Origin of the sequence: Kaistia sp. 32K (assembly GCF_016629525.1) — a bacterium.
In the GTDB taxonomy this organism is placed as follows: domain Bacteria; phylum Pseudomonadota; class Alphaproteobacteria; order Rhizobiales; family Kaistiaceae; genus Kaistia.
The window spans coordinates 1,957,227-1,980,318 of sequence record NZ_AP024269.1 but is presented as its reverse complement, the minus strand read 5'-3'; the positions used below and the strand labels follow the sequence as shown (position 1 = coordinate 1,980,318).

The following is a 23,092-nucleotide window of genomic DNA, read 5'->3' as shown; positions in this document are numbered from 1 at the left end:
ATGGCCGCGAATATGAGTGACTATTCGGCCCATTCGCATCTCATCACCGGATCGACGTCGCCGGACAGCAGCATGCCGGTCGTCCGCCACATCACCATCCAGGACATCCGCGACGCGCTCAGGGAGGGATGGGGCGATTTCTCGGCCTACCCGACGCACGCCATCTTCCTGATCGTGATCTATCCCGTCGTCGGCCTCTTCATCGGCCGCGCGGTATTCGGCTCCGACATCCTGCCGCTGCTGTTTCCGCTGATGGCGGGTTTCGCGCTGCTCGGCCCCTTCGCAGCCCTCGGGCTCTACGAGCTGTCGCGCCGGCGCGAACAGGGCCTCGACGTCTCGCTACCGAAGATCCTCGAGGCGCGTCATTCGCCGTCGATGGGCGCCATCCTGATGCTCGGCATCGGGTTGATGGTGATCTTCTTCGTATGGGTCGCCACGGCGCAGGCCATCTATGTCGCCAATTTCGGCTATGCGGCGGCGGCGTCGATGCCGGACTTCCTGCACCGCGTCCTGACGACGCCGGCAGGCTGGGCGCTGATCCTCGTCGGCAACGGCGTCGGCTTCCTGTTCGCCCTGCTGGTCCTGACGATCAGCGTCGTCTCGTTCCCGCTGCTGCTCGACCGCGATGTCGGCCTGGCGCCGGCGATCCTGACGTCGATCCGCGCCGTCCTCGCCAATCCCGGTCCGATGGCGCTCTGGGGACTGATCGTCGCCGTCAGCCTGGCGCTCGGCTCGATCCCGCTGTTCTTCGGGCTCGCCGTCGTGCTGCCCGTGCTCGGCCATGCGACCTGGCACCTCTACCGCAAGGTCGTCGCCGCGCCCGTTCCGGAAGTCGCCCCCGAGCGGCCCAGTCGCTGGACGCCGTGAGCCCTCGCAGACGAGCCTTTCGTCGTCCTCGAGACGATGAAAGGCTCCCCTGCCGGATCCTTTTTTCCCACCCGAACCCGCGTTCGGCCTCTTCGGAGCAGGCTAGCCGCGTCGGCCTCCCTCGCGCTTCCAGACGTCGAGCGGCTTGATGTCAGGCGGCTCGGCATTGGCCCGGACCCAGCTGTCGACCACCCAGCGCTTGCCCGTCGCCGTCTCGACGATCGTCGCCGTGTTGTGCGGGTAGCGGCCGTCGAACAGGACGCCGCGGCTGGCCGAAGGACCGACCGTGTGGTGGCGCAGCCAGCCATGCCGGGCCAGGAGCTTCAGCAGCGTCGTCGTGTTGGTCATCTCGTCGACGCAGTCGAGCTGCGACAGCGGCGTGTAGACACCGAAATCGCCCTTGGCGCGGTCGCTCGACGTGCCGGTCTGCGCGCCGGCCTTGCGCTCGTACCACTGGTCGGCGCGCGATATGGCGGCCCGCTCCGCCGCCGCGCTGCCGCGGCCGCTGTCGAGGATCCGCTTCAGCGCGTTCAGATCCGCGACCGAAAAGGTCACCGGCGACTTCATGCGGCAGCCATAGCCATGGCAGTAGCGAATCTTGACCGGCTGCAGGGCCTCGGCGGCGGCCGGCCCGGCCAGCGCCAGAATCAGCCCGGCGGCGATGCCACCGAGGGCGCTTCTCTTCGACATTCCCGGAATTCCCCCATGCGGATCGCTATCTGAGGTTGGCTGATTGCCACCTGACCGCGACCGCATCCTGCCCCGATGCAACCGATTTGGGCAATATTGCGGTGCAACATTTAATCAGAAGCGATTGTTGCCCTGCATCATGCGCAAGACAGCCATGCGAATTCTCGCAGTGCTCCTCTCCGGCGCCTTCTCCTATATTCGGATCAACAAGGACGGCGGGACCGAAACAGAACTTCCCCGCTGCCCCAAATGTCCGATTGTCCGAAGGAATATGACCGTGGCCGTGAACATCCTCGCTTCCTACAAGAACTGGCGCAAGTACCGCGAGACCTACAGCGAGTTGATGCGCCTGACCAACCGCGAACTCAATGACCTTGGCATCAATCGCGGCGACATCAGCCAGCTCGCCAAGCAGTCTGCAGGCTACTAAGCTAATACAGAATTCGCCTGGAACGAATCTCCTCCCTCGTTCCCCGCGATACGGCGCCAGCGAACCTCCTCCCTCGCGAAGCGCCACCCAAAGAGAACGCCCGTCGACCTCCTCCCCGACGGGCGTTTTCTTTTGTCCGGGCTTCTTCGCGCTTTGCGCGGTTGTCCGAACGGTTCCGGCGCAATAATCTCCGCGCCATGAAAACAGATCCCATTCACATCATCGGTGGCGGTCTCGCCGGCTCGGAAGCAGCCTGGCAGGTCGTCAATCGCGGCATTCCCGTCGTCCTGCACGAGATGCGTCCCGTCCGGGCGACCGACGCGCACAAGACGGACGGCCTGGCCGAGCTCGTCTGCTCCAACTCCTTCCGTTCGGATGACGCCGAGACCAATGCGGTCGGTCTGCTGCACGCGGAAATGCGGATGGCGAATTCGCTCATCATGCGCATGGGCGACAGCAACCAGGTGCCCGCCGGCGGCGCGCTCGCCGTCGACCGCGAAGGCTTCTCGCAGGCCGTGACCAAGGCGCTGGAAGACCACCCGCTCGTCACCATCGACCGCCGCGAGATCGACGGCCTGCCGCCGGCAGAATGGGACAATGTCATCGTCTCGACCGGCCCCCTCACCTCGCCGGCGCTTTCCGAGGCCATCCGCGGCCTGACCGGCGCCGACGCGCTCGCCTTCTTCGACGCCATCGCGCCGATCGTCTATTTCGATTCGATCAACATGGACGTCGCCTGGTTCCAGTCGCGCTATGACAAGGTCGGCCCCGGCGGCAACGGCGCCGACTACATCAACTGTCCGATGGACGAGGCGCAGTACAACGCCTTCCTCGACGCGCTGATCGCCGGCGACAAGGCCGACTTCAAGGACTGGGAAGCCTCGACGCCCTATTTCGACGGCTGCCTGCCGATCGAGATCATGGCGGAGCGCGGCCGCGAGACGCCGCGCTTCGGCCCGATGAAGCCCGTCGGTCTCACCAATCCGCGCAACCCGACCGTCAAGGCGCATGCCATCGTCCAGCTCCGTCAGGACAATGCGCTCGGCACGCTCTACAACATGGTCGGCTTCCAGACGAAGCTGAAATACGGCGCGCAGACCGACGTGCTGCGCATGATCCCCGGCCTCGAGAACGCCCAGTTCGCGCGCCTCGGCGGCCTGCACCGCAACACCTTCCTGAACTCGCCGAAGCTGCTCGATCCGCTGCTGCGGCTGAAGGCGCAGTCGCGGCTCCGCTTCGCCGGCCAGATCACCGGCTGCGAGGGCTATGTCGAATCCGCCGCCATCGGCCTGCTGGCCGGCCGCTTCGCCGCCGCCGAGAGGCTCGGCGAAGTGCCGGTGCCGCCGCCCGCCACCACGGCCTTCGGCGCCCTGCTCGGCCACATCACCGGCGGCCACCTCGTCGACGAGGAAGCCGGCAGCCGCTCGTTCCAGCCGATGAACGTGAATTTCGGCCTGTTCCCGCCGGTGGAGATCCCGAAGGAGCCGGGCGTCAAGCTGCGCGGCACCGACAAGACCGTCGCCAAGAAGAAGGCGCTGACGGCCCGCGCCCGCGCCGACGCCTCGGCCTGGCTGAACGGCCACGCCTCGGTCGCCGCGGCCGAATAAACCAGATGCCGGCGCATGGCATTGCCGAATGCGCCGGCACTCCGTAAGGTAACGTCCATCTACCCATGCCCGAACCGGGCATTCGCATGCGCTAGAACCGCCACAACGGGGAAGCCAGACATGCAGTCCGATGTGCGTTCCGGGCGTCGCCGATGACGCGGCGCTTTCTCCTGATCCTGATCAAGCCGTCGCATTATGACGACGACGGCTATGTGATCCGCTGGCATCGCTCGATGATCCCGTCCAACTCGCTGGCGAGCCTCTATGGGCTTGCCGCCGATTGCGAGGATCGCAAGGTACTCGGCGAAGACGTCACTCTCGACGTCCGCGCGATCGACGAGACCAACACCCGCGTCCGCGTCGAGCGGATCGTCGAGGAATTCCGCCAGAACGGCAATTTCGGCTTGGTCGGCCTCGTCGGCGTCCAGTCCAACCAATATCCCCGCGCGCTCGATCTCGCCCGCCCCTTGCGTGAGGCCGGCATTCCGGTCGCGATGGGCGGCTTCCACGTCTCGGGCTGCCTCGCCATGCTGCCGGACCTGCATGTCGACCTTCAGCAGGCGCTCGATATCGGCGTCAGCCTGTTCGCCGGCGAGGCGGAGGAGCGGCTGGACCGCGTGCTGCTCGACGCCGCCGCTGGCACGCTGGAGCCGCTCTACAATTACATGAAGGAACTGCCGAGCGTCGAAGGCACGCCGCCGCCGTTCCTGCCCGCCGGCTATGTCGCCCGCACGCTGGGCGGCAACACCTCGTTCGACGCCGGCCGCGGCTGCCCGTTCCAGTGCTCGTTCTGCACGATCATCAACGTCCAGGGCCGCAAGTCGCGCCGCCGCTCGCCCGACGATATCGAGAAGCTGATCCGCGAAAACCTCGCCCAGGGCATCCACAACTACTTCATCACCGACGACAATTTCGCCCGCAACAAGGATTGGGAGATCATCCTCGACCGCATCATCGCGCTGCGCGAGAAGGAAGGCATGTGGATCGGCCTGATGGTCCAGGTCGACACGCTTTGCCACAAGATCCCGAACTTCATTTCCAAGTGCAAGCGCGCTGGCGTCAGCCGCGTCTTCATCGGGCTGGAGAACATCAACCCCGACAATCTGATGGCGGCGAAGAAGCGGCAGAACAAGATCACCGAATACCGGAAAATGCTGCTCGACTGGAAGCACGAGGGCATCATCACCTATGCCGGCTATATCCTCGGCTTCCCGAACGACACGCCGGAAAGCATCCGCCGCGATATCGGCATCATCCAGCGCGAGCTGCCGCTGGATATCCTCGAATTCTTCTTCCTGACGCCGCTGCCCGGTTCCGAGGACCACCAGACCCTGCACCGCAAGGGCGTGGCGATGGACGCCGACCTCAACAAATACGACCTGGAGCATGCCGTCACCGGCCACAGCCAGATGTCGCAGCAGGAATGGGAAGGCATCTATCGCGAGGCGTGGCGGCTGTTCTATTCGCCGGAGCACATGGTGACGATCCTGCGCCGCGCCGCCGCCACAGGCGTCCGGACCAAGAGCATCCAGAAGCTTTTGATGTGGTTCTCGACCTCTGTCGACGTCGAGAATGTGCATCCGCTGCAGGGTGGCGTCATCCGCTTCAAGGACCGGCTCGACCGCCGGCCCGGCCTGCCGATCGAGCCCGCCTGGCGCTTCTATCCGCGCCATGCCGCCGAGACGGTGGCCAAGAGTGCGAAGCTGCTCTGGCTTTTCGCCCGGCTCGAGCTGAAGCGCCGGCGCATCGAGGCAGATCCGGCGAAGAAAACCTACATGGACGCGGCGCTGTTGCCGGTCGCGGACGACGAAACCGAGACGCTGGAGATCTTCAACCAGAACGAGGCGGCGCGCGGCGCGGTCCGCCACGCCCACCAGATCGACATCCTGACGCACGGCACGGCGTGAGAGAGCAGTCAGCCGCTCTCGCCTAGAACGTCCCCTTCCGGGCCGCGCGCCAGAGCCACCATTGGCGCTTCCATTGCGGCGGGTCGATCACCGTCTTGAACGGGGCGTAGTCGGAGCGATCCATCAGCGACAGCGTCGGCTCGACGAGCGCGACCGGCAGGAAGGCCGGCAGCGCGACGCGATCGATGCCGGCCAGCGCCGCCCGGCCGGCCGCGAGATGGCGCCGGGCCGTGGCGCGCAGTTCCGACAACAGGCGCAGTAGCGCCGGCGTCGTCTTGCCGACGAAGATGTCGGCCGCCTCGACGCCGTGGCGCGCCATCAGGTCGGCCGGCAGGAAGAGCTGCTGGCGGCGCGCATGATAGGGCAAGGCCCGCATCAGCCCGGTCAGCGCCTGCGCGACGCCGGCATGGCCGGCGGCCTCGGCCGTGCGCGGATCCTGCCCACCGGCCAGCACCAGGGCGCCGAGCTGGATCAGGGCCGACGCCGTCTCGCCGGCATAGCCCTCGAGATCGGTGAGCGTCGGCATCGGATCGTTGTAGAGATCGAAGATGTGCGCGGCGACGAGATTGTCGAAGGCGGCGCGCGGCAGGTCGTTGAGGCCGATCGTCTCCAGAAGCGCCGCCGCGACGGGATGCCCCGCCACATCGCCGCGCGCCTGGCCCGCCAGCACGTCGCGCCACCATTGCAGGCGGATTTCGCCCGGCATCGGATCGCTGACGAGCTCGCGCACCCGCGTGACCTCGAGATTGAAGGCATGCAGCGCGAACAGGTAGCGCCGCTTCGCTTCCGGCGCGAACAGATCGGCCAGGAAGCGATCGCGGTCGTGCGCGCGCACTTCATCGGCGCAGAGGGCGAAGACATCCATGATGAAAACCGATCAGAGAACGACGAGCGCCGCCGCGACGGGGCGGCCTTCGGCGAGCAGGATATTGTAGGTCCGGACCGCCGCTCCGGTCGGCATCACCTCGAGCCCGATGCCGCTCTCCTTGAGCCGCTCGCGCAGCAGCTTCGGGATGACGCCGATGTCCCGGCCGCAGCCGATGACGAGCAAGGCGACATCGGCTGCCTCGGCGATGACATCGGCGAGCGATTCCTCGGTGATCTCGGCAACATCCGTCACCGGCCAGCCATAGATTCCGCTGGGCAGGCAGAGCAGCGAGCCCGGATGCGACATCTCGGCGAAGCGGAAGACCCCTTCGCCGTAGACGTCGATCGGAACCTGCCCCGGAAAGTGCTGGGGCCGGAGCGAATGCGATGGTCGCGTGAAGAGCGCCATGCCGATCAGGCCTTGCTGGCCGCCTCCGCATCCTGCTTCTTGGTCATCTGATCCTGGCGCAGGCCGAAATAGATCAGGATCGGCGCCGCGACGCAGACCGACGAGAAGATCGCCGCGAGCACGCCGAAGATCATGGCGGCGGTGAACGACTGGATGACCTCGCCGCCGAAGAAGTACAGCGAGAACAGCGCGATCAGCGTCGTCACGGTCGTGATGATGGTACGGCCGAGCATGTCGTTGATGGCGCGGTCGATCAGGTCGCCGATGCCGATCTTCTTGTATTTTCGCATCGTTTCTCGAATGCGGTCATACACGACGACGGTGTCGTTCAGCGAGTAGCCGATCGTGGTGAGCACCGCGGCGAGCGAGGTCAGATTGAACTCGTGCTGCGTCACCACATAGAAGCCGAACGTCATCACCACGACGTTGGCGGCCGAAATGAACGACCCGACCGCGAACTGCCATTCGAAGCGGAACCAGACATAGACCGCGATCGCCGCGAAGGTGACGAGCAACGCCATGGTGCCGTTGAACGCCAGCTCGCCCGAGACGCGCGGGCCGACGATCTCGGTGCGGCGGAACTCGGCCTCGTCGGCGAGCGCGGTGCGGATTTTGCTGATCGCCGCCTGCTGCGCCTCTTCGCCGCCGTCCTGCTGGCCCATGCGGATCAGGATCGAGTCGTCGGCGCCGATCGTCTGCACCTGCACGTCGCCGAGGCCGAGGCCGTTCAGCTTGGAGCGAAGAGCGCCCATGTCCGGGTGCTCTTCCTTGGTCTGGATCTCGATGACCGTGCCGCCGAGGAAGTCGATGCCGTAGTTCGGGCCGATGGTGAAGAACAGCACCACCGACATGATCGACAGGAACGCGGCGATCGGGAACGTCCACTTCCGCATCCGCATGAAGTGGATGTTGGTGTTGTCCGGGACGATACGAAAATGTGCCATTTGTTTCGCCCTCAGAGCGTGATCTTGGTCGGACGACGCCAGCGCACCCACATCGCGACCATGAGGCGCGTGAAGGTGAACGCCGTGAACATCGTCGTCGCGACGCCGATGGCGTGCGTGACGGCGAAGCCGCGGATCGGACCAGAGCCGAGATAGAACAGCACGAGCGCGGCGATCAGGGTGGTCACGTTCGCGTCAAGGATGGTGCCGAGCGCCTTGTGGAAGCCGGCATCGATGGAGGCGATCGCGGATCGTCCGGATCGGAACTCCTCGCGTATGCGCTCGTAGATCAGCACGTTCGCGTCCACGGCCGTGCCGACGGTGATGATCACGCCGGCGATGCCGGGCAGTGACAGCGTCGCGCCGAGCAGCGTCATGATCGAGAAGATCAGCACGACGTTGACGATCACGGCGATGTTGGCGATCCAGCCGAGCAGACCGTAGGTGAGCACCATGAAGGCGCAGACCGCGACGGTGGCGATGATCGAGGCGAGCTTGCCGGCCTCGATCGAGTCGGCGCCGAGACCCGGTCCGATGTTGCGCTCCTCGACGATGGTCAGCTTCGCCGGCAGCGAACCGGCGCGCAGCAGGATCGCGAGATCGTTGGCGGACTGGATCGAGAAATTGCCGCTGATCTGGCCGGAGCCACCGAGGATGGGCTCGCGGATGACCGGGGCCGAGATCACCTTGTCGTCGAGGACGATGGCGAAGGGCCGGTTGACGTTCTTCTGCGTCACTTCGCCGAAGATGCGCGCGCCGGTGCTGGACAGGCGGAACGACACGACCGGCTCGTTGGTGCGCTGGTCGAAGGTCGCCTGCGCATCGGTCAGGTCCTCGCCGGTCAGAAGCGGCGCTTCTTCCACGACATAGGGAACCGGCGGCGTATCGGTCGAATCGAGCACGAGCGTGCCGGGCTTGCGCGGCGCGGTCGGCGAAACGCCGGTGTCGACGAGGTGGAAGGTCAGCTGGGCGGTCTGGCCGACGAGCGACTTCAGGCGCTCGGGATCGCCGAGGCCGGGCGCTTCCACGAGGATGCGGTCCGAACCCTGACGCTGGATCGACGGCTCGACCGTGCCGAGCTGGTCGATACGGCGGCCGATGACCTCGATCGACTGGTCGACGATCTGGCGCACCCGCTGGTCGAGGCCCGCCTGCGAATAGGTCATCCGCACCACGCCGTCGCTGCCGACGTCGAGATCGAACTCATTGACGCCCGGACCGCCGAGCGCCGAGGTTCCGAGCGGGTTCTGCAGCTTCTCCAGGCGCTTGCGGACTTCCGGCAGCTGCGACAGGTCGCGGACGCGGAACTGCACGCCCTGCCCCTGCACGCCGAGGCCGGAATAGCCGATGCGCGGCTCGTCGAGCAGCGTCTTGCGGATATCGCCGACCAGCGTGCGCAGGCGCTTCTGGACGTAGTCCTGCTTGTCGACCTGGTAGAGCAGATAGGCGCCCCCCTGGAGATCGAGGCCGAGGACCAGCTGCCGCTTGGGCACCCAGCTCGGCCAGGATTCGACGGTTTCCTTGGAGAATAGATTGGGAAGAGCGAGAAGGAGCCCGACAATGATCACTGTCAGGATCGAAATCATCTTCCAGCGTGTGAAGTGCAGCATGGAAACCGTTCCAGTCGATCTCGGCCCTTAGGCGGGCCGCTTCTTCAGGGGAGCGTGACGCGGCTTACTCGCCGTCCTTGGCCGGCTCGCCCTTGGCGCGCACATCGGCAATCGCCGCGCGGGAAACCCGCACGCGCACGCCTTCCGCGACCTCAAGCAGAACTTCCGATTCATCGACGACCTTGTTGATCTTGCCGATCAGGCCGCCCGACAGGACGATCGTGTCGCCGCGGCGCACGTTCTTGATCATTTCCTGGTGCGCCTTCTGCTTCTGCCGCTGCGGGCGAATCATCAGGAACCACATGATCGCGAAGACGAAGATGAACGGGACGAACTGGATGAGCAGGTCGGCACCACCGGCGGAAGCGCCGGCAGCCTGCGCAAAGGCGGGTGTAATGAACATGAAAAAGGGTGCTCCCTGTGGCATTGGCGGGTCCGCTGGTGGCCCGTCTGGTCTGGACGCGTCGTTTGCGCCGACCATCACATAGGGAAAGACAGCGGTTCGCGAAACGGCGCGGAATATAACGACGCGGCAAGCCTTTGCAAATGGCCGCGCCAGCATGATAGTGGCGATTGTCGTCCGGAGGCTCCGCACGCATGCGGCAAGTTCCCCGTCCGGACGGCGGGATGAGGGCTTTCACCTTCGTCCGCACGCCTTCACCCCCAGCTGCCGGCGCCGCCCGCAGGCCTCGCGACCCGCGTGAGGTAAGGCGCGGACCGAGGAAATACACTGTGACAGAAGATCCCCTGAAGTCCGTCGCCGATCGCCTGGACCGGCTCATCGCCCTGATCGAGCGCGCGGTGCCGCCGGCCCGGCCGAAATTCGACCCCGACGTCGCCGACGCCTATGTCTGGCAGGCCTCCACCGGCACTCTGCAGCCGGTGCCGAAGGTCAACCGGGTCGAGATGGTGCTCCTGAAGGGCGTCGACCGGGTGCGCGACATCCTCGTCGACAACACCGACCGCTTCGCACGCGGCCTGCCGGCCAACAACGTGCTGCTCTGGGGCGCGCGCGGCATGGGCAAGAGCTCGCTGGTCAAGGCGGCGCACGCGACGATCAACAGCGACCCGTCCAAGCTGCCGGGCGGCCACGCGATGAAGCTGATCGAGATCCATCGCGAGGACATCGACAGCCTGCCGGAACTGATGACGCTGGTGCGCGGGCTCGACCGCCGCTTCATCCTGTTCTGCGACGACCTCTCCTTCGACAATGACGACACGTCCTACAAGTCGCTCAAGGCGGCGCTGGACGGCGGCGTCGAGGGGCGGCCGGAGAATGTCGTGTTCTATGCGACGTCGAACCGCCGCCACCTGCTGCCCCGCGACATGATGGAGAACGAGCGCTCCACGGCGATCAATCCCGGCGAGGCGGTCGAGGAGAAGGTGTCGCTGTCGGACCGTTTCGGTCTGTGGCTCGGCTTCCACAAGTGCAGCCAGGACGACTATCTCGCCATGGTCAACGGCTATGCCGAGCATTACGGGCTGAAGGTCGAGCCCGAGGTCCTGCGCGCCGAGGCGCTGGAATGGTCGACCACGCGCGGCGCGCGGTCGGGACGTGTGGCCTGGCAGTATGTCCAGGATCTGGCGGGGCGACTTGGGGTCGCTCTGAAGGGCTGAAGCCGCCCCACCAGCTTTGTGACCGGCCGACCCTCACGAGACGAAGTCGGCAGGCCTAGGATTGGGTCGGTCAGCCCTGGAGATAATCCAGCGGGTTGACCGGCTTCGAGCCGCGGCGGAGCTCGAAGTGCAGCTGCGGCGCGTTGACCGAGCCCGACGAGCCTGCCTGCGAGATGATCTGGCCGCGCCGGACGGTGTCGCCGCGCTTGACCAGGATCTTGCTGTTGTGGGCGTAGGCCGAGACCCAGCCGTCGGCATGGCGCACCAGCACGAGGTTGCCGTAGCCTTCCAGCTCGTTGCCGGCATAGATCACGGTGCCGGCCTCGGCCGCCTTGATCGAGGTGCCTTCGGGAACGGCGAGGTTGATGCCGTCATTCTTCTCGCCGGTCGCCGACGCGCCGAAGCCGGTGATGATGCGGCCACGCACCGGCCAGCGGAACGTCGTGCCGTTGGCGGAACCCGGATCCAGGCTCGCATTGGTGGCGGTCGCCTTGTCCTCGGACGGCGGCTCGTAGGCCACCGGCTGGTTCGGCTTGGTGACGGCGGTCGCCTCGGCGAGACCCGGCGACGGAGCGCCCGGCTTGCCGATCGCGGCGGTCGTGGTCGGATCGGCCTGCGTGCCCTTCTGCGGCGCGTTGGCGGCCAGCGGCTTGCTGTTCGGATCCTCGCCGCGCGCCTTCTCCTCGCGACGCGACGGATCGTTGCGCAGCGCCACGGCCTGCGGGTTCTGATCGTTGCCGGGGATGCGGAGCTTCTGGCCGGACTTCAGCTGGTTGTTCGACGTCAGGTTGTTCGCCGCCGCGATCTGCGCGGCGCTGACGCCATAGAGCCGGCCGATCGAGGAAAGCGTCTGGCCCGGCGAAACCGTGTGGAGGCCGTTGAGCGGCGCGCCCTCGCCGGAGGCGACGGGCTTGCGCTCGGCGGCCGGGACTGGTCCGGCGACCAGGCGGGTTGAATCGCCGGCCTGCGGCGCGTTCTGCTGCACGGCCGAGGCAACGGCCTCGCCGCCACCCATGCCATAGGTCGGGATCGTCAGGCGGGTGCCCGTACCGACGGCGGACGGATTGGCGATGTTGTTGACCCGCGCCAGCTCCTTGATCGGAACGCCATAGCGCCGCGACACGGAAGAGAGCGTCTCGCCCGGGCCGAGCGTGACGACGGTGCCGCCCTCGGTCGTCCAGGCGCCGCCGCGACGCGGCGGCTGGGCTGCCGAGGCGACCTGCATGGGAGCGGCGGCCTGCTGGGCAGAGGCGGAAGCGGCGGGCGGGGTGTAGCCGCGCGGCGCGTCATAGCTGGGCGCATTGTAGGAGGGTGCCGCGGCGACCTGCTGCGAGCCCTGCTGCACACCGGGCAGCATCGGCAGGTCCGAACGACTGACGGAGCGCGCCGGCGGCGGCGTCGTCACCACGTCATTGCTGTAATCGACCGGAGCCGGCATCGGCTGGCTCCCGCCGCCGATGATCTGCTTCTGATTGGCCGTGCTACCGGTGAAGATCGAGCCGTAGCGCGAACCGTCGGAGCTGCACGCCGCAGTCAGTCCTGCGAGAAGCGCCACAAACGCGACCTGGGAGAGAGTCCGAGACCGAAAAGAGGGGACATTTCTGTACATCGAGCCAACCCGCAACGCCACACCACACATGACGCCACTAAACGCCGGTAACGTTTATAAAGGCTTAAGCACGACCCGAAATTTCGCCGGGGCGCCGCCGAACCGCCGCAAAGCCGCGGGAACTCGTGGTTAGCCGGTTGTGGAATGCTACAGAGCGCCGACTTGCACGGTTAAGGGGTAGCGCTCGGCGGGACAGCCCTTGGCCGCCTGGATCCTTGCCTCTGGCCGCGCTCCGCCCGAGCCGGCGGCCGGCTACAGCTTGGCCGCCCTGCCCCGGATCAAGGGCACCATCCGGACCGGACAGATCGGCGTCGACACCAGCTGGCGATCGACGCGAACGAAACGGGTCATGGTCTGGATGCCGTCATCGGGACCGATCGGCATGACCAGCATGCCGTTGGTGCTGAGCGATTCGACGAAGGCCAGCGGCACCGCCGGCGCCGAGGCGGAACAGATGATCCGGTCGAACGGCCCCTTCTCCGGCCAGCCGATCAGCCCGTCGCCGAAGACGGAGGTAATGTTGCTGATGCCGAGCGCCTCGAAACGGGCCTGTGCCGCCGTCACCAGCGTGCGGAAGCGATCGATCGTGTAGACGCGTCGCGAAAGGCGGGAGAGCACGGCGGCGAGATAGCCGGTGCCGGTGCCGATCTCGAGCACGCGGCAGCGCGTCGTCGGCGCCAGCGCCTCGATCATCCGGGCGGCGAGAATGGGCGGCGTGTTGAGCTGGCCGCAATCGATCGGCTGCGGGCGCTCGGCGAACAGCGGCGCCCTTCGGATGTTGGACGGCATGAACGGCTCGCGCGAGATCGACTCGAACGCGTCGACCATGCGCCGGTCCATGATGCCGAACTGCCGCATGCGCAGCAGGAACTCCGCGATCGGAATGAGGCCATCGTCTATGGCCTCATAATCCGTCGGGTAAAACTGAACCGCTCCGAGTGCCATACGCTACGCGCCCTCGCCTACAGAACGATAGTCATGCGGCCAAGGTGGTAAACGCCGTCTTAGTGCACGCACCGCGTACGGCAAATTCGTATCAAATGGCGACATCGGGCCGCCCACGCGCATCCCGGCGCGCGAAACGGCCTTCCGTCGGGGACAGAGCCCGATCTCAGTCGAACAGCGCCTTCAGCTCATGCGCCTGGTCATAGGCGGTCATGTCGAGCCGGAGCGGCGTGACCGAGATGACGCCGCGCTGGATCGCGTCGACGTCGGTTCCCGCCACGTGCTGCTCGTCGATCCGGCGGTGCTTCAGCCAGAAATACGGATTGCCACGGCCGTCATTGCGCTCGTCGACGGTGAGGCCGTGCGTGACGACGCCCTGCGACGTCACTTCGACGCCGGTGACGAGGCCGGGCGCGCGGTTCGGGAAGTTCAGATTGTAGAGCACGCCGCGCGGGCAGCCATGCGCGATCAGCTTCTTCAGGATGCGCGGCGCATGCGCCTCGACGGTCTCCCACGGGATGACCCGGCGGCCGTCGGTGAATTCATAGGCCTGGCTGAGCGCGATCGACGGAATGCCGAGCAGCGTGCCCTCGATGGCGCCGGCGACGGTGCCGGAATAGGTGACGTCGTCGGCGGCGTTCTGGCCGGCATTGACGCCCGACAGGACGAGGTCCGGCGCCCGGTCGAGAACCTTGCGGACCGCCATGATGACGCAATCGGTCGGCGTGCCGCGCACGGCGAAGGTTTGCTCCGAAACCTGGCGCAGGCGCAGCGGATCGTTGAGCGTCAGCGAATGGGCGAGACCCGACTGGTCAGTCTCCGGCGCGACCACCCAGACGTCGTCGGAAAGCGTCCGCGCGATCCGCTCCAGCACCGCGAGGCCGGGAGCGTGGATGCCGTCGTCATTGGTGATCAGAATGCGCATTGCCAATTCAGCCTTCGCTATGGGTCAGAAGAGATTTTCGCGGTTGGGCGAGCCGGCGCCGCCTGGACGCCGGCTCTTTTCCGTAGGGCTACGGCTATGCCGCCCCGACCTTGTCGAGCCCGCCCATATAGGGCTTGAGCGCCGACGGCACGGTGATGGAGCCGTCCTCGTTCTGGTAGTTCTCGATGACGGCGATGAGCGCGCGGCCAACCGCCGTGCCGGAGCCGTTCAGGGTGTGCACGAAGCGCGTGCCCTTCTCGGCGCCCGGGCGATAGCGGGCATTCATGCGGCGCGCCTGGAAATCGTCGCAGACGGAGACGGACGAGATCTCGCGATAGGTGTTCTGGCCCGGCAGCCAGACCTCGATGTCGTAGGTCTTGCGCGAGCCGAAGCCCATGTCGCCGGTGCAGAGCGTCATGACGCGATAATGCAGGTCGAGGCGCTTCAGCACTTCCTCGGCGCAGGCGAGCATGCGCTCATGCTCGTCGATCGACGTCTCGGGCGTGGTGATCGAGACCAGCTCGACCTTGTTGAACTGGTGCTGGCGCAGCATGCCGCGCGTGTCGCGGCCGGCGGAACCCGCCTCCGAGCGGAAGCAGGGCGTCAGCGCGGTAAAGCGGAGCGGCAGCTCCTTCTCGTCGAGGATCGACTCGCGGACCAGATTGGTCAGCGGCACCTCGGCGGTCGGGATCAGCCAGAATCGATTTGGCTCATCATTTGATCGCCTGTAAGTGAACTCATATTGTTCGCCAGCTACCTTTGCATATGCCCTCTTCGCCGCAGCCTCGATCGTCGCATCGCTGAAACCCGCGTTCTCCATAGACCTGATCAGATTATTGACCCTTTCAAGCAGAGTTGCTGGGTCAACTGCATTATTCCGATCAAGCTCCCCTCCGACAAAGCTCTCGATCTGACCAAGTGAATTAGCGTCTGTTGAAAAGTACTGGTCCTCCTTGAACTTCGGCAATTGTCCCGTACCAAACAGCGCGGCATCCTTGACCAGAAGCGGCGGCTGCACCTCGGTATAGCCATGCTCGGTCGTGTGCAGGTCGAGCATGAACTGGCCGATGGCGCGCTCAAGGCGTGCGAGTTGCCCCTTCAGCACGACGAAGCGGCTGCCCGAGAGCTTGGCCGCAGCTTCGAAATCCATCAGGCCAAGGCCTTCGCCGATCTCGAAATGCTCTTTCGAAACAAAGCTATGCTCGCGTTTCTTCGGACGCGCGGCGTCCGCTTGGGCGGCGGTCTGGTTGCGGCCGAAATACGGGACGTTGTCGGCCTCGTCCTTGCCGAAGGGCACATCCTCCAGCGGCGCGTTGGGGATCACCGCCAGCGCGTCGTCGAGCTCCTTGTTGAGCCGGCGCTCCTCGTCCTCGGCGTGGGAGAGAAACTCCTTCAGCGTCGCCACCTCGGCCATCAGCCGCTGCGCCGTCTCCTCGTCCTTGGCGCCCTTCGCCTTGCCGATCTCCTTGGAGGCGGCGTTGCGGCGCTCCTGCGCGGCCTGGACCTGGACAATATGGGCGCGGCGCGCCTCGTCGAGCGCGATCAGCGTCGACGAGATCGGCTCGGCCCCACGACTGGCGAGCGCACGGTCGAGCGCTTCGGGGTTTTCGCGGATCCATTTGATGTCGAGCATGATCGAGCCTCGAAGAGAGAGCGGCCGTCATCCCGGCCGCAAAGGAGCGAAGATATCGCCGCATGACCGATAGTGTGAGTGGGCCGGCGGATCAACCCGGGAGCGACCCCGCGGAACGCAAAAGCCCCGCCGTCTCGGCCGAGACGGCGGGGCTTTTGATGAAATCCGGAGGATCGCTTCCGCCTTAAGCGGCTTCGCCCTCTTCGTCGGGCGTCTCCGCCTCGGTACGCTTCCGCTCGACCATCCGGACGGAATAGATCGAGATTTCGTAGAGAAGCATGGCGGGGATCGCGAGCGAGATCTGGCTGACGACATCGGGCGGCGTCAGCACGGCCGCGATGACGAAGGCGAGGACGATCGCATAGCGCCGCTTGGCCTTGAGCATCTGGCTCGTCACCACGCCGGCGCGGCCGAGCAGCGTCAGCACCACCGGCAGCTGGAACACGATGCCGAAGGCCAGCGTCAGCGTCATGATCAGGCCGAGATACTCGTTGACCTTGAACAGCGCCTCGATCTGCGCCTTGTGCTCGCCGCCGGTCTGCTGGAACGACAGGAAGAAGTGCAGCGCCATCGGCAGGACGAGGAAATAGACAAGCGCCGCGCCGAGCACGAACAGAACCGGCGTCGCGATCAGGTAGGGCACGAAGGCCTGCCGCTCGTGCTTGTAGAGGCCCGGCGCCGCGAACTTGTAGATCTGCATCGCGATGACCGGGAAGGCGATGAACACCGCGCCATAGAGCGCGAGCTTCATCTGCGTCAGGAAATATTCCTGCGGCGCGGTATAGATCAGCTTCACATCCTTCGCCGGCCCCACCGCCCATTCGTAGGGGAGGACGAGGATGTTGTAGATCGTGCCGGCGAAATAGAAGCAGACCAGGAAGGCGACGAGCACCGCCACGAGCGTCTTGATCAGCCGCGAGCGCAGCTCGATCAGATGCTCCATCAGCGGCATGCGGCTCGCTTCGATCTCGTCTTCGTCGACCGTCGGTTTGTCGCTCATGTCTTGGGTTCTTCCGTCACGCTGGCGACGACCGGTTCACTGGCGACGGAGGGAGGCGCGGTCACGACCTCTACCGGAGCCGGGGCCTCGACCGGAGCCGGCTTCGGCTTGCGAACCCGCTTCACCGGCGCGGCTTCCGGATCCGTGCCGTTGGCAGCAGGCTTGGCCTTGGCCCGCGACGCGCGCGGCTTCGCCGGCGCGACCTCGCCGTTCTCCACGGCAGCCGTCTTCCTCGGCCGCTTCGGCTTCGGCTTCTCGGCCGCGGGCTCCGCCAGGACGGGCGCGGGAGCGGCCGGCTCGATGTCGCTGGCGGTGGCAGGCTGCAGCGGCTGGTCCGCAGGCGGCGGCACAGGCGCCGGAGCCGGCTTGGCGATCGGCCCGGAAAGCGGGTTCAAGCTATTCTTGATGTCGTTCATCGGGTTCAGGCCGCGCAACTCGTCGAACGACTTCTTGACGTCGTCGAGCTCCGCTTCCTTGAGCGCCTCGTTGAACTGACCCTGGAACTCGCCCGCCATCTTCCGCATCTTGGAGACGGTTCGTCCCAGCGCACGCAACATCGGTGGCAGATCCTTGGGACCAACCACGACAATCGCCACCACTGCGATGACGAGCAACTCGCTCCAGCCGATATCCAGCATTCTCTCACACCGATCTGCCTAACCTGTGATCCGCGCCTTCGCGCGGATCCGAGGCAGCTTCGCGGCCCTTTTCTAGGCCTTAGCTGGCGCGGGTCTTCTCGTCGGTGCTCGACGAAACGACGTCGGACGGCTTGTGGTCGATCGTCGGCTTGGCGGCGGGCTCATCGTCGTCGGCGAGGCCCTTCTTGAAGCTCTTCACGCCCTTCGCCATGTCGCCCATCACATCCGAAATCTTCCCCTTGCCGAAGAGCAGGAGGACGATCACCAGCACGATCAGCCAGTGCCAGATGCTGAAAGAACCCATCAACTCATCTCCACAAAATTCACGCGCACCGCGTTTGGTGCGAGACTATCGCAGACGCACCCTGCTGCCGCAACGGACTTGTAAAACGCATGTAGGGTTATTCTGCCTGTTTGGCAAACACCAAGACCTCGCGCGGATCGACCTTCAGCCACACCGTGCTGCCGACGACGAAGGGCTCGGCGTTGTCGCGCGTGCGGACCCGAACCGGCCGATCGGCGCCGTCGATGGCCACGCTGAGCAGGTCGACCTCGCCCAGGAACTGATGGCCGACGATGCGCCCGGGCACGCCGTCCCCCGCGATCGCGAAGCCGACGCCCTGCGGCCGCACGCCGACCGAGAGTTCCGTGCCGTCGGCATGGCTGTGCGCCGCGAATGTGCCGATCGGCGTCTCGGCGCGGCCGTTCTTGGCGACGGCCTCGAACTCGTTCAGCTCGGAGAAGAAGCGCGCCGCATAGAGATCGACGGGCTTCTCGTAGAGTTGCCGCGCAGTGCCGACCTGGAGCAGTTTGCCGTTTCGCATCAGGGCGATACGGTCGCCCATGCGCATCGCCTCCTCGGGATCGTGGGTGACGATGATGCAGGTCGCCCGTGTCTCGCGGATGATCGCCATCGTCTCCTCGCGGACGTGATCGCGCAGGCGCTTGTCGAGGCCAGAGAACGGCTCGTCCATCAGCAGCATGGAGGGTCGGGGCGCGATGGCGCGGGCGAGCGCCACGCGCTGCTGCTCGCCGCCGGAAAGCGCATGCGGATGGGACGCGGCGTAGCCGTCGAGGCCGACACGGGCGAGCGCCAGCCGCCCCTGCCGCTCCGCCTCGGCGCGCGGCAGGTCATCGAGGCCGTAGATGACGTTCTTCAGGATCGTCATGTGCGGAAACAGCGCATAGTCCTGGAACATCAGGCCGACGCCGCGCTTCTCCGGCGGTACGAAGACGGACGGGCCGGCGATCTCGCGGCCGTTGACCGTGATGCGCCCCGACGAAGGTCGTTCGAGGCCCGCCGTGACGCGCAGCAGCGTCGTCTTGCCACAGCCGGAGCGGCCGAGCAGACAGACCACCTCCCCCGGTTCGACATCGAGCTTGATGCCGCGCAGCGACGGCGCGTCGCCATAGTGGTGGGTGACGCCGTCAAAGCCGAGGCGGGCGGCGATGGTGACACCGGCGGTGCCGCGACGGCCCCAGGCGGTGCGTTCAATCCATTGGGTGCTTGCGCTCATGCAAGCGGTTTAACGGCTGACGCGGCCGGCGTCGAGTTGGTGTCGGGGCGCAGTGCTACTTCAGGGCGCCCTTCTCCGCGTAGAAAGCCTCCGCGGCCGGATGGAACGGCACCGCCGTTCGCAAGCCCGCGGTTTCGAGCGAGAGCTTCTTCGCCTCCGGGTGCGAGCTCCGGATCAGCTCGACATTCGCGAAGATGCCCTCCAGCACCGTGGTGACGAAGCGCGGCTCCGCCTTGCTCGAGACGATAAGCACATTCGCGACCTCGAGGCTCGGAACGTCCTCGGTCATGCCGGCATAGGTGGTCTTCGGCAGGGAGGCCGGGCGATAGAGCCCGGGATAGGCCTTGTCGATCGCCTCAAGGTTCTCGGTCGGCAGGAAGACGAGCTTGGGCGTTCCGGAAGCGGCGAGGTTCGACACCGCCGCCGTCGGGAGGCCGCCGATCCAGAAGAACGCGTCGATCCGGCCGGACTTCAGCGCGTCGGCCGATTCCGCGACGCCGAAATTAAACCGCTCGATCTCCGCGTGCGGATGGAGACCGGCCGCCTCCATGACGCGGTCGGCGATCGTCTCGGTCGAGGATCCCGTAGATCCGACCGAGACCCGCCTGCCCTTGAGATCGCTGATCCGGGAGATGCCCTTGTCGCCCGCCGCGACGATGTGCAGGTAGGAATCGTAGAGCACCGCGAGGACGCAGAGGTCCAGCTTGCCATCCGCGGCGAAGGCGCCGGTCCCGTGTATCGCGTCATAGGCGGAGTCGAGCGTCGAGAAGCCGATATCCGCCTCGCGACGGTGGATGAAGCGCGCATTGTCGACCGAACCGCGCGTCATCTGGCCCGACGCCGCGAGCGCCGGCACCGAGGCGGAGAGCAGGCTCGCGAGGATCTGCCCGTAGGGATAGAACACGCCGCCGACGCCACCGGAGACGATCACCGCGCGCATCGGCTCCTCGGCGAGCGGCCGGCGCGGCGACGCCGCCAAAGCGGCGGCACCGAGCCCCGCAGCCAGAAGATGACGACGGTTCAGGACAAATTCGACCACGACGCTTCCCCCTCCCCCAGAGGCCTGCGCGGCACGCTTCACCGCGCCGGGCGCTCCAGATCATAGAAGGCGCCGGATGCGACGCAAGGGAAGGCAGATAAACAGGGTCAACGAATTCTGTTCGATCGCGCCGCTCTACTTTTGGCACAGCATCGAGACCGGCTGGCCATTAACGCGACATTCCAACCAGGGCCTGCGAGAGACGCGAAACGACTAGTCGTGCTCGCGAAGTCCGGCGGCCAGCAGATCGCCGGGATCGAGCGGATCCTCGTCGTCGGTCAAGGCGTCGCCATCGCGCGGCTCCGGCACCGAGAAGCCCGGCGGAATGCGGCCATCGAGCAGGCCCGCGCCCTTGAGCTCGTCGAGGCCCGGCAGGTCGCCGATCGCCTCGAGCCCGAAATGCACCAGGAAGGCCTCCGTGGTGCCATAGGTCACGGGGCGACCGGGCGTGCGCCGGCGGCCGCGCATGCGGATCCAGCCCGCCTCCATCAGCACGTCGATCGTCCCCTTGGAGATCGATACGCCGCGGATCTCCTCGATCTCGGCCCGCGTCACCGGCTGGTGGTAGGCAATGATCGCAAGCGTCTCGAGGGCGGCGCGCGAGAGCTTCTTCTGGTCGTGCGCGTCGCGCTGCAGCAGGAAGGCGAGATCGCTCGCCGTACGGAACATGTACTTGCCGGCGACTTTCACCAGGTTCACACCGCGCCCCGAATAGGCGTGCTCGATCTCGCGGATGAGGGCGTCGATATCGCTGCCTTCGGGCAGGCGGGCGGCGAGCTCCGCCTTGCCGAGCGGCGCGTCGCTGGCGAACAGCATGGCTTCCAGCATGCGCAGCGCCATCCGGTGTTCCTCGGGCGCCAGCAGGGTGAGATTTCCGCGATCAACCATTCTCAGCCACTCTCAGCACTCTTGGTCTCCGCGCCATCGCGGTCGCGATCGCGCATGTAGAGCGAGGCGAAAGGCGCGGTCTGGCGCAGCTCCACCCTGCCCTCGCGCACCAGCTCCAGGCTGGCGCTGAACGAACTCGCCAGCACCGTGGCGCGCATCTCCGGCGTCTGGATCCAGGGCGACAGGAAGACGTCGACCGGCGTCCAGTCGGCGATGCTGCCGATCATCCGGGTCAGAACCTCGCGCGCCTCGGCGAGCGACCAGACCTGCCGCCGGCGCACATGAACCACCGACACCATCTGGCGCTGGCGCTGCGACGCATAGGCGGTCAGGAGATCGTAGAGCGTGGCGCTATAGACGCTATGGTCGACGACCTCGATCGGCTCGGGCATGCCGCGCGCGAAGACTTCCCGGCCGAGCCGGTCGCGATTGACCAGCTTCGCCGCCGCGTCGCGCATCGCTTCGAGACGGCGCAGCCGGAAGGCAAGCGACGCCGCCATCTCCTCGCCGCTCGGCTCCTCGTCCGGCGCGGGCGCCGGCAGCAGCAGGCGGGATTTCAGATAGGCCAGCCAGGCCGCCATGACGAGGTAGTCGGCCGCGAGTTCGAGCCGCAGCTGGCGCAGTTCCTCGATATAGGCGAGGTACTGCTCGGCCAGCGCCAGGATCGAGACCTTGGCGAGATCGACCTTCTGGGTCCTGGCGAGGGCCAGCAACAAGTCGAGCGGGCCTTCGAAGCCATTGACGTCGACGACAAGCGCCGCGTCGCCGACCTTGCGCTCCGCCCGCCCTTCCATCTCCCAGAGGTCGCTCTGGCCGTGTTGGTCGCTGGTCCCGGCCATCCCGTCGATCTCCGCTCAGGCCTGCGCCGGCGGCCAGCCGGCGCGTTCGGCGAGCGTCGCATACTCGGCCTCGGCCGCCTCGCGGTCGAGCGGATGCGGCGGCTTGCGGGCGGCGCGGGCGGCAGCGGCGCGCTCGGCGGCGCGGCCCGACAATTCGGGAACGACGCGGGCGACTTCCCGCATCTCCTCCATCAGCCCGTTGCAATGCAGGACCATGTCGCAGCCGGCGCCAAGCACCGCCGCGGCGCGGCTGGCGTAATCGCCGCCGAGCGCCTGCATCGACAGGTCGTCGCTCATCAGGAGGCCGTCGAAGCCGATCGCGCCGCGAATGACTTCCTCGACCACCACCGGCGAGGTCGTCGCCGGCCGGTCCTTGTCGATCGCCGTGAAGACAATATGCGCCGTCATCGCCATGGGAAGGTCGTTCAATGCCTTGAACGGCGCGAAATCCGAGGCCTTCAGCGTCGCGAGGCTGGCGTCGACGACCGGCAGGCTCAAATGGCTGTCGACGGTGGCGCGGCCATGGCCGGGCATGTGCTTCATGACCGGCAGCACGCCGCCAGCGGCGAGGCCCTCGGTCGTGGCGCGGCCAAGCGCCGAGACGGTCGCGGCTTCCTCGGCATAGGCGCGGTTGCCGATCGCCGCATGCGTCTGCGGCGTACCGACATCGAGGACCGGCAGGCAGTCGACGGTGATGCCGAGGTCGATCAGGTCGGAGGCGATCAGGCGGCCGTGCAGCCAGGCCATGCGCCGTCCGGCGGCCTGGTCCTCGGCATAGAGATCCCCGGCGAAGCGGGCGGCGGGGCGATTGCGCCAATGCGGCGGGGCAATGCGCTGGACGCGGCCGCCCTCCTGGTCGATCAGGACGGGACGATCGGGATCGCCGAGGACATCGCGGAAGGTCGCGACCAGGTCGCAGACCTCTTCCGGCGTGCCGATGTTGCGCTTGAAAAGGATCAGTGCCCAAGGCCGCTCGTCGCGAAAGAACGCGAATTCATCGGCCGTGAGGCTGCGGCCCGCGCAGCCCGAAATGAATGCTTTGGCGGTCATTCTTCGGCCTTAGCCGCTTGCCGCGCAGACCGCAAGCGGCGGAGTGACTCCGCCGCCCGGT

At 66.5% G+C, this 23,092-nt stretch carries 23 protein-coding genes; 5 read left to right on the top strand and 18 right to left on the bottom strand.

Annotated elements, in window-relative coordinates:
* Positions 1-12 precede the first annotated feature (12 nt).
* On the top strand, positions 13-867 hold the full coding sequence (locus K32_RS08890) for a DUF2189 domain-containing protein (RefSeq protein ID WP_371813032.1): 855 nt from the start codon (positions 13-15) through the stop codon (positions 865-867).
* A 102-nt stretch (positions 868-969) separates the two neighbouring features.
* On the opposite strand, the gene K32_RS08885 is transcribed toward K32_RS08890, so the two are convergent.
* The gene (locus tag K32_RS08885; protein ID WP_201403668.1) at positions 970-1,557 is read right to left on the bottom strand and encodes a hypothetical protein; all 588 of its coding nucleotides are present in this window, start codon (positions 1,555-1,557) and stop codon (positions 970-972) included.
* Between the two features lie 271 nt (positions 1,558-1,828).
* Here K32_RS08885 and K32_RS08880 point away from each other — a divergent pair, with 271 nt between their 5' ends.
* The 3 genes from K32_RS08880 to K32_RS08870 all read left to right on the top strand — a co-directional run bounded on the left by K32_RS08880 (position 1,829) and on the right by K32_RS08870 (position 5,501).
* Positions 1,829-1,987 carry a DUF1127 domain-containing protein gene (locus K32_RS08880; RefSeq protein ID WP_244669911.1) on the top strand — a complete coding sequence of 53 codons (159 nt, stop codon included), beginning with the start codon at positions 1,829-1,831 and terminating at the stop codon, positions 1,985-1,987.
* Between the two features lie 197 nt (positions 1,988-2,184).
* The gene (gene trmFO / locus K32_RS08875; RefSeq protein ID WP_201403667.1) at positions 2,185-3,594 is read left to right on the top strand and encodes a methylenetetrahydrofolate--tRNA-(uracil(54)-C(5))-methyltransferase (FADH(2)-oxidizing) TrmFO; all 1,410 of its coding nucleotides are present in this window, start codon (positions 2,185-2,187) and stop codon (positions 3,592-3,594) included.
* Between the two features lie 152 nt (positions 3,595-3,746).
* Positions 3,747-5,501 carry a radical SAM protein gene (locus tag K32_RS08870; protein WP_201403666.1) on the top strand — a complete coding sequence of 585 codons (1,755 nt, stop codon included), beginning with the start codon at positions 3,747-3,749 and terminating at the stop codon, positions 5,499-5,501.
* Between the two features lie 22 nt (positions 5,502-5,523).
* Here K32_RS08870 and K32_RS08865 read toward each other — a convergent pair whose 3' ends face one another.
* The 5 genes from K32_RS08865 to yajC all read right to left on the bottom strand — a co-directional run bounded on the left by K32_RS08865 (position 5,524) and on the right by yajC (position 9,734).
* Positions 5,524-6,366, bottom strand: a complete 843-nt coding sequence (locus K32_RS08865; protein WP_201403665.1) for a phytoene/squalene synthase family protein — start codon at positions 6,364-6,366, stop codon at positions 5,524-5,526.
* 12 nt (positions 6,367-6,378) lie between these two features.
* On the bottom strand, positions 6,379-6,777 hold the full coding sequence (locus K32_RS08860) for an Mth938-like domain-containing protein (protein WP_201403664.1): 399 nt from the start codon (positions 6,775-6,777) through the stop codon (positions 6,379-6,381).
* A gap of 5 nt (positions 6,778-6,782) precedes the next feature.
* Positions 6,783-7,721, bottom strand: coding sequence for a protein translocase subunit SecF (gene secF / locus K32_RS08855; RefSeq protein WP_201403663.1), 939 nt, complete (start codon positions 7,719-7,721; stop codon positions 6,783-6,785).
* Positions 7,722-7,732: 11 nt separating this feature from the next.
* Complete coding sequence (gene secD, locus K32_RS08850) at positions 7,733-9,331, bottom strand: protein translocase subunit SecD (RefSeq protein WP_201403662.1); 1,599 nt, start codon at positions 9,329-9,331, stop codon at positions 7,733-7,735.
* Positions 9,332-9,395: 64 nt separating this feature from the next.
* On the bottom strand, positions 9,396-9,734 hold the full coding sequence (yajC, locus tag K32_RS08845; RefSeq protein WP_201403661.1) for a preprotein translocase subunit YajC: 339 nt from the start codon (positions 9,732-9,734) through the stop codon (positions 9,396-9,398).
* A gap of 329 nt (positions 9,735-10,063) precedes the next feature.
* Here yajC and K32_RS08840 point away from each other — a divergent pair, with 329 nt between their 5' ends.
* On the top strand, positions 10,064-10,948 hold the full coding sequence (locus K32_RS08840) for an ATP-binding protein (protein WP_201403660.1): 885 nt from the start codon (positions 10,064-10,066) through the stop codon (positions 10,946-10,948).
* Between the two features lie 70 nt (positions 10,949-11,018).
* Here K32_RS08840 and K32_RS08835 read toward each other — a convergent pair whose 3' ends face one another.
* The 12 genes from K32_RS08835 to nagZ form a co-directional block, all read right to left on the bottom strand.
* Positions 11,019-12,503: a peptidoglycan DD-metalloendopeptidase family protein gene (locus tag K32_RS08835; RefSeq protein ID WP_201403659.1), complete on the bottom strand. Its 1,485-nt coding sequence runs from the start codon at positions 12,501-12,503 to the stop codon at positions 11,019-11,021.
* Positions 12,504-12,809: 306 nt separating this feature from the next.
* Positions 12,810-13,502: a protein-L-isoaspartate(D-aspartate) O-methyltransferase gene (locus K32_RS08830; protein ID WP_201403658.1), complete on the bottom strand. Its 693-nt coding sequence runs from the start codon at positions 13,500-13,502 to the stop codon at positions 12,810-12,812.
* A gap of 166 nt (positions 13,503-13,668) precedes the next feature.
* On the bottom strand, positions 13,669-14,427 hold the full coding sequence (surE, locus tag K32_RS08825; protein WP_201403657.1) for a 5'/3'-nucleotidase SurE: 759 nt from the start codon (positions 14,425-14,427) through the stop codon (positions 13,669-13,671).
* A gap of 94 nt (positions 14,428-14,521) precedes the next feature.
* A complete protein-coding gene (gene serS, locus K32_RS08820) occupies positions 14,522-16,060 on the bottom strand; it encodes a serine--tRNA ligase (protein WP_201403656.1) in 1,539 nt (512 codons plus the stop codon).
* A gap of 184 nt (positions 16,061-16,244) precedes the next feature.
* Positions 16,245-17,060, bottom strand: a complete 816-nt coding sequence (gene tatC, locus K32_RS08815) for a twin-arginine translocase subunit TatC (protein WP_201403655.1) — start codon at positions 17,058-17,060, stop codon at positions 16,245-16,247.
* A complete protein-coding gene (tatB, locus tag K32_RS08810) occupies positions 17,057-17,698 on the bottom strand; it encodes a Sec-independent protein translocase protein TatB (RefSeq protein ID WP_201403654.1) in 642 nt (213 codons plus the stop codon). The genes tatC and tatB overlap by 4 nt, the downstream gene beginning before the upstream one ends.
* 79 nt (positions 17,699-17,777) lie before the next feature.
* The gene (locus K32_RS08805; protein ID WP_201403653.1) at positions 17,778-18,002 is read right to left on the bottom strand and encodes a twin-arginine translocase TatA/TatE family subunit; all 225 of its coding nucleotides are present in this window, start codon (positions 18,000-18,002) and stop codon (positions 17,778-17,780) included.
* A gap of 97 nt (positions 18,003-18,099) precedes the next feature.
* The gene (locus tag K32_RS08800; protein WP_201403652.1) at positions 18,100-19,215 is read right to left on the bottom strand and encodes an ABC transporter ATP-binding protein; all 1,116 of its coding nucleotides are present in this window, start codon (positions 19,213-19,215) and stop codon (positions 18,100-18,102) included.
* 55 nt (positions 19,216-19,270) lie between these two features.
* Positions 19,271-20,254: a TAXI family TRAP transporter solute-binding subunit gene (locus K32_RS08795; protein WP_201403651.1), complete on the bottom strand. Its 984-nt coding sequence runs from the start codon at positions 20,252-20,254 to the stop codon at positions 19,271-19,273.
* A gap of 213 nt (positions 20,255-20,467) precedes the next feature.
* Positions 20,468-21,142: an SMC-Scp complex subunit ScpB gene (gene scpB / locus K32_RS08790; protein WP_244669910.1), complete on the bottom strand. Its 675-nt coding sequence runs from the start codon at positions 21,140-21,142 to the stop codon at positions 20,468-20,470.
* A 2-nt stretch (positions 21,143-21,144) separates the two neighbouring features.
* Complete coding sequence (locus K32_RS08785) at positions 21,145-21,981, bottom strand: ScpA family protein (protein WP_201403650.1); 837 nt, start codon at positions 21,979-21,981, stop codon at positions 21,145-21,147.
* Between the two features lie 15 nt (positions 21,982-21,996).
* Complete coding sequence (gene nagZ, locus K32_RS08780) at positions 21,997-23,031, bottom strand: beta-N-acetylhexosaminidase (RefSeq protein ID WP_201403649.1); 1,035 nt, start codon at positions 23,029-23,031, stop codon at positions 21,997-21,999.
* Positions 23,032-23,092: the final 61 nt, after the last annotated feature.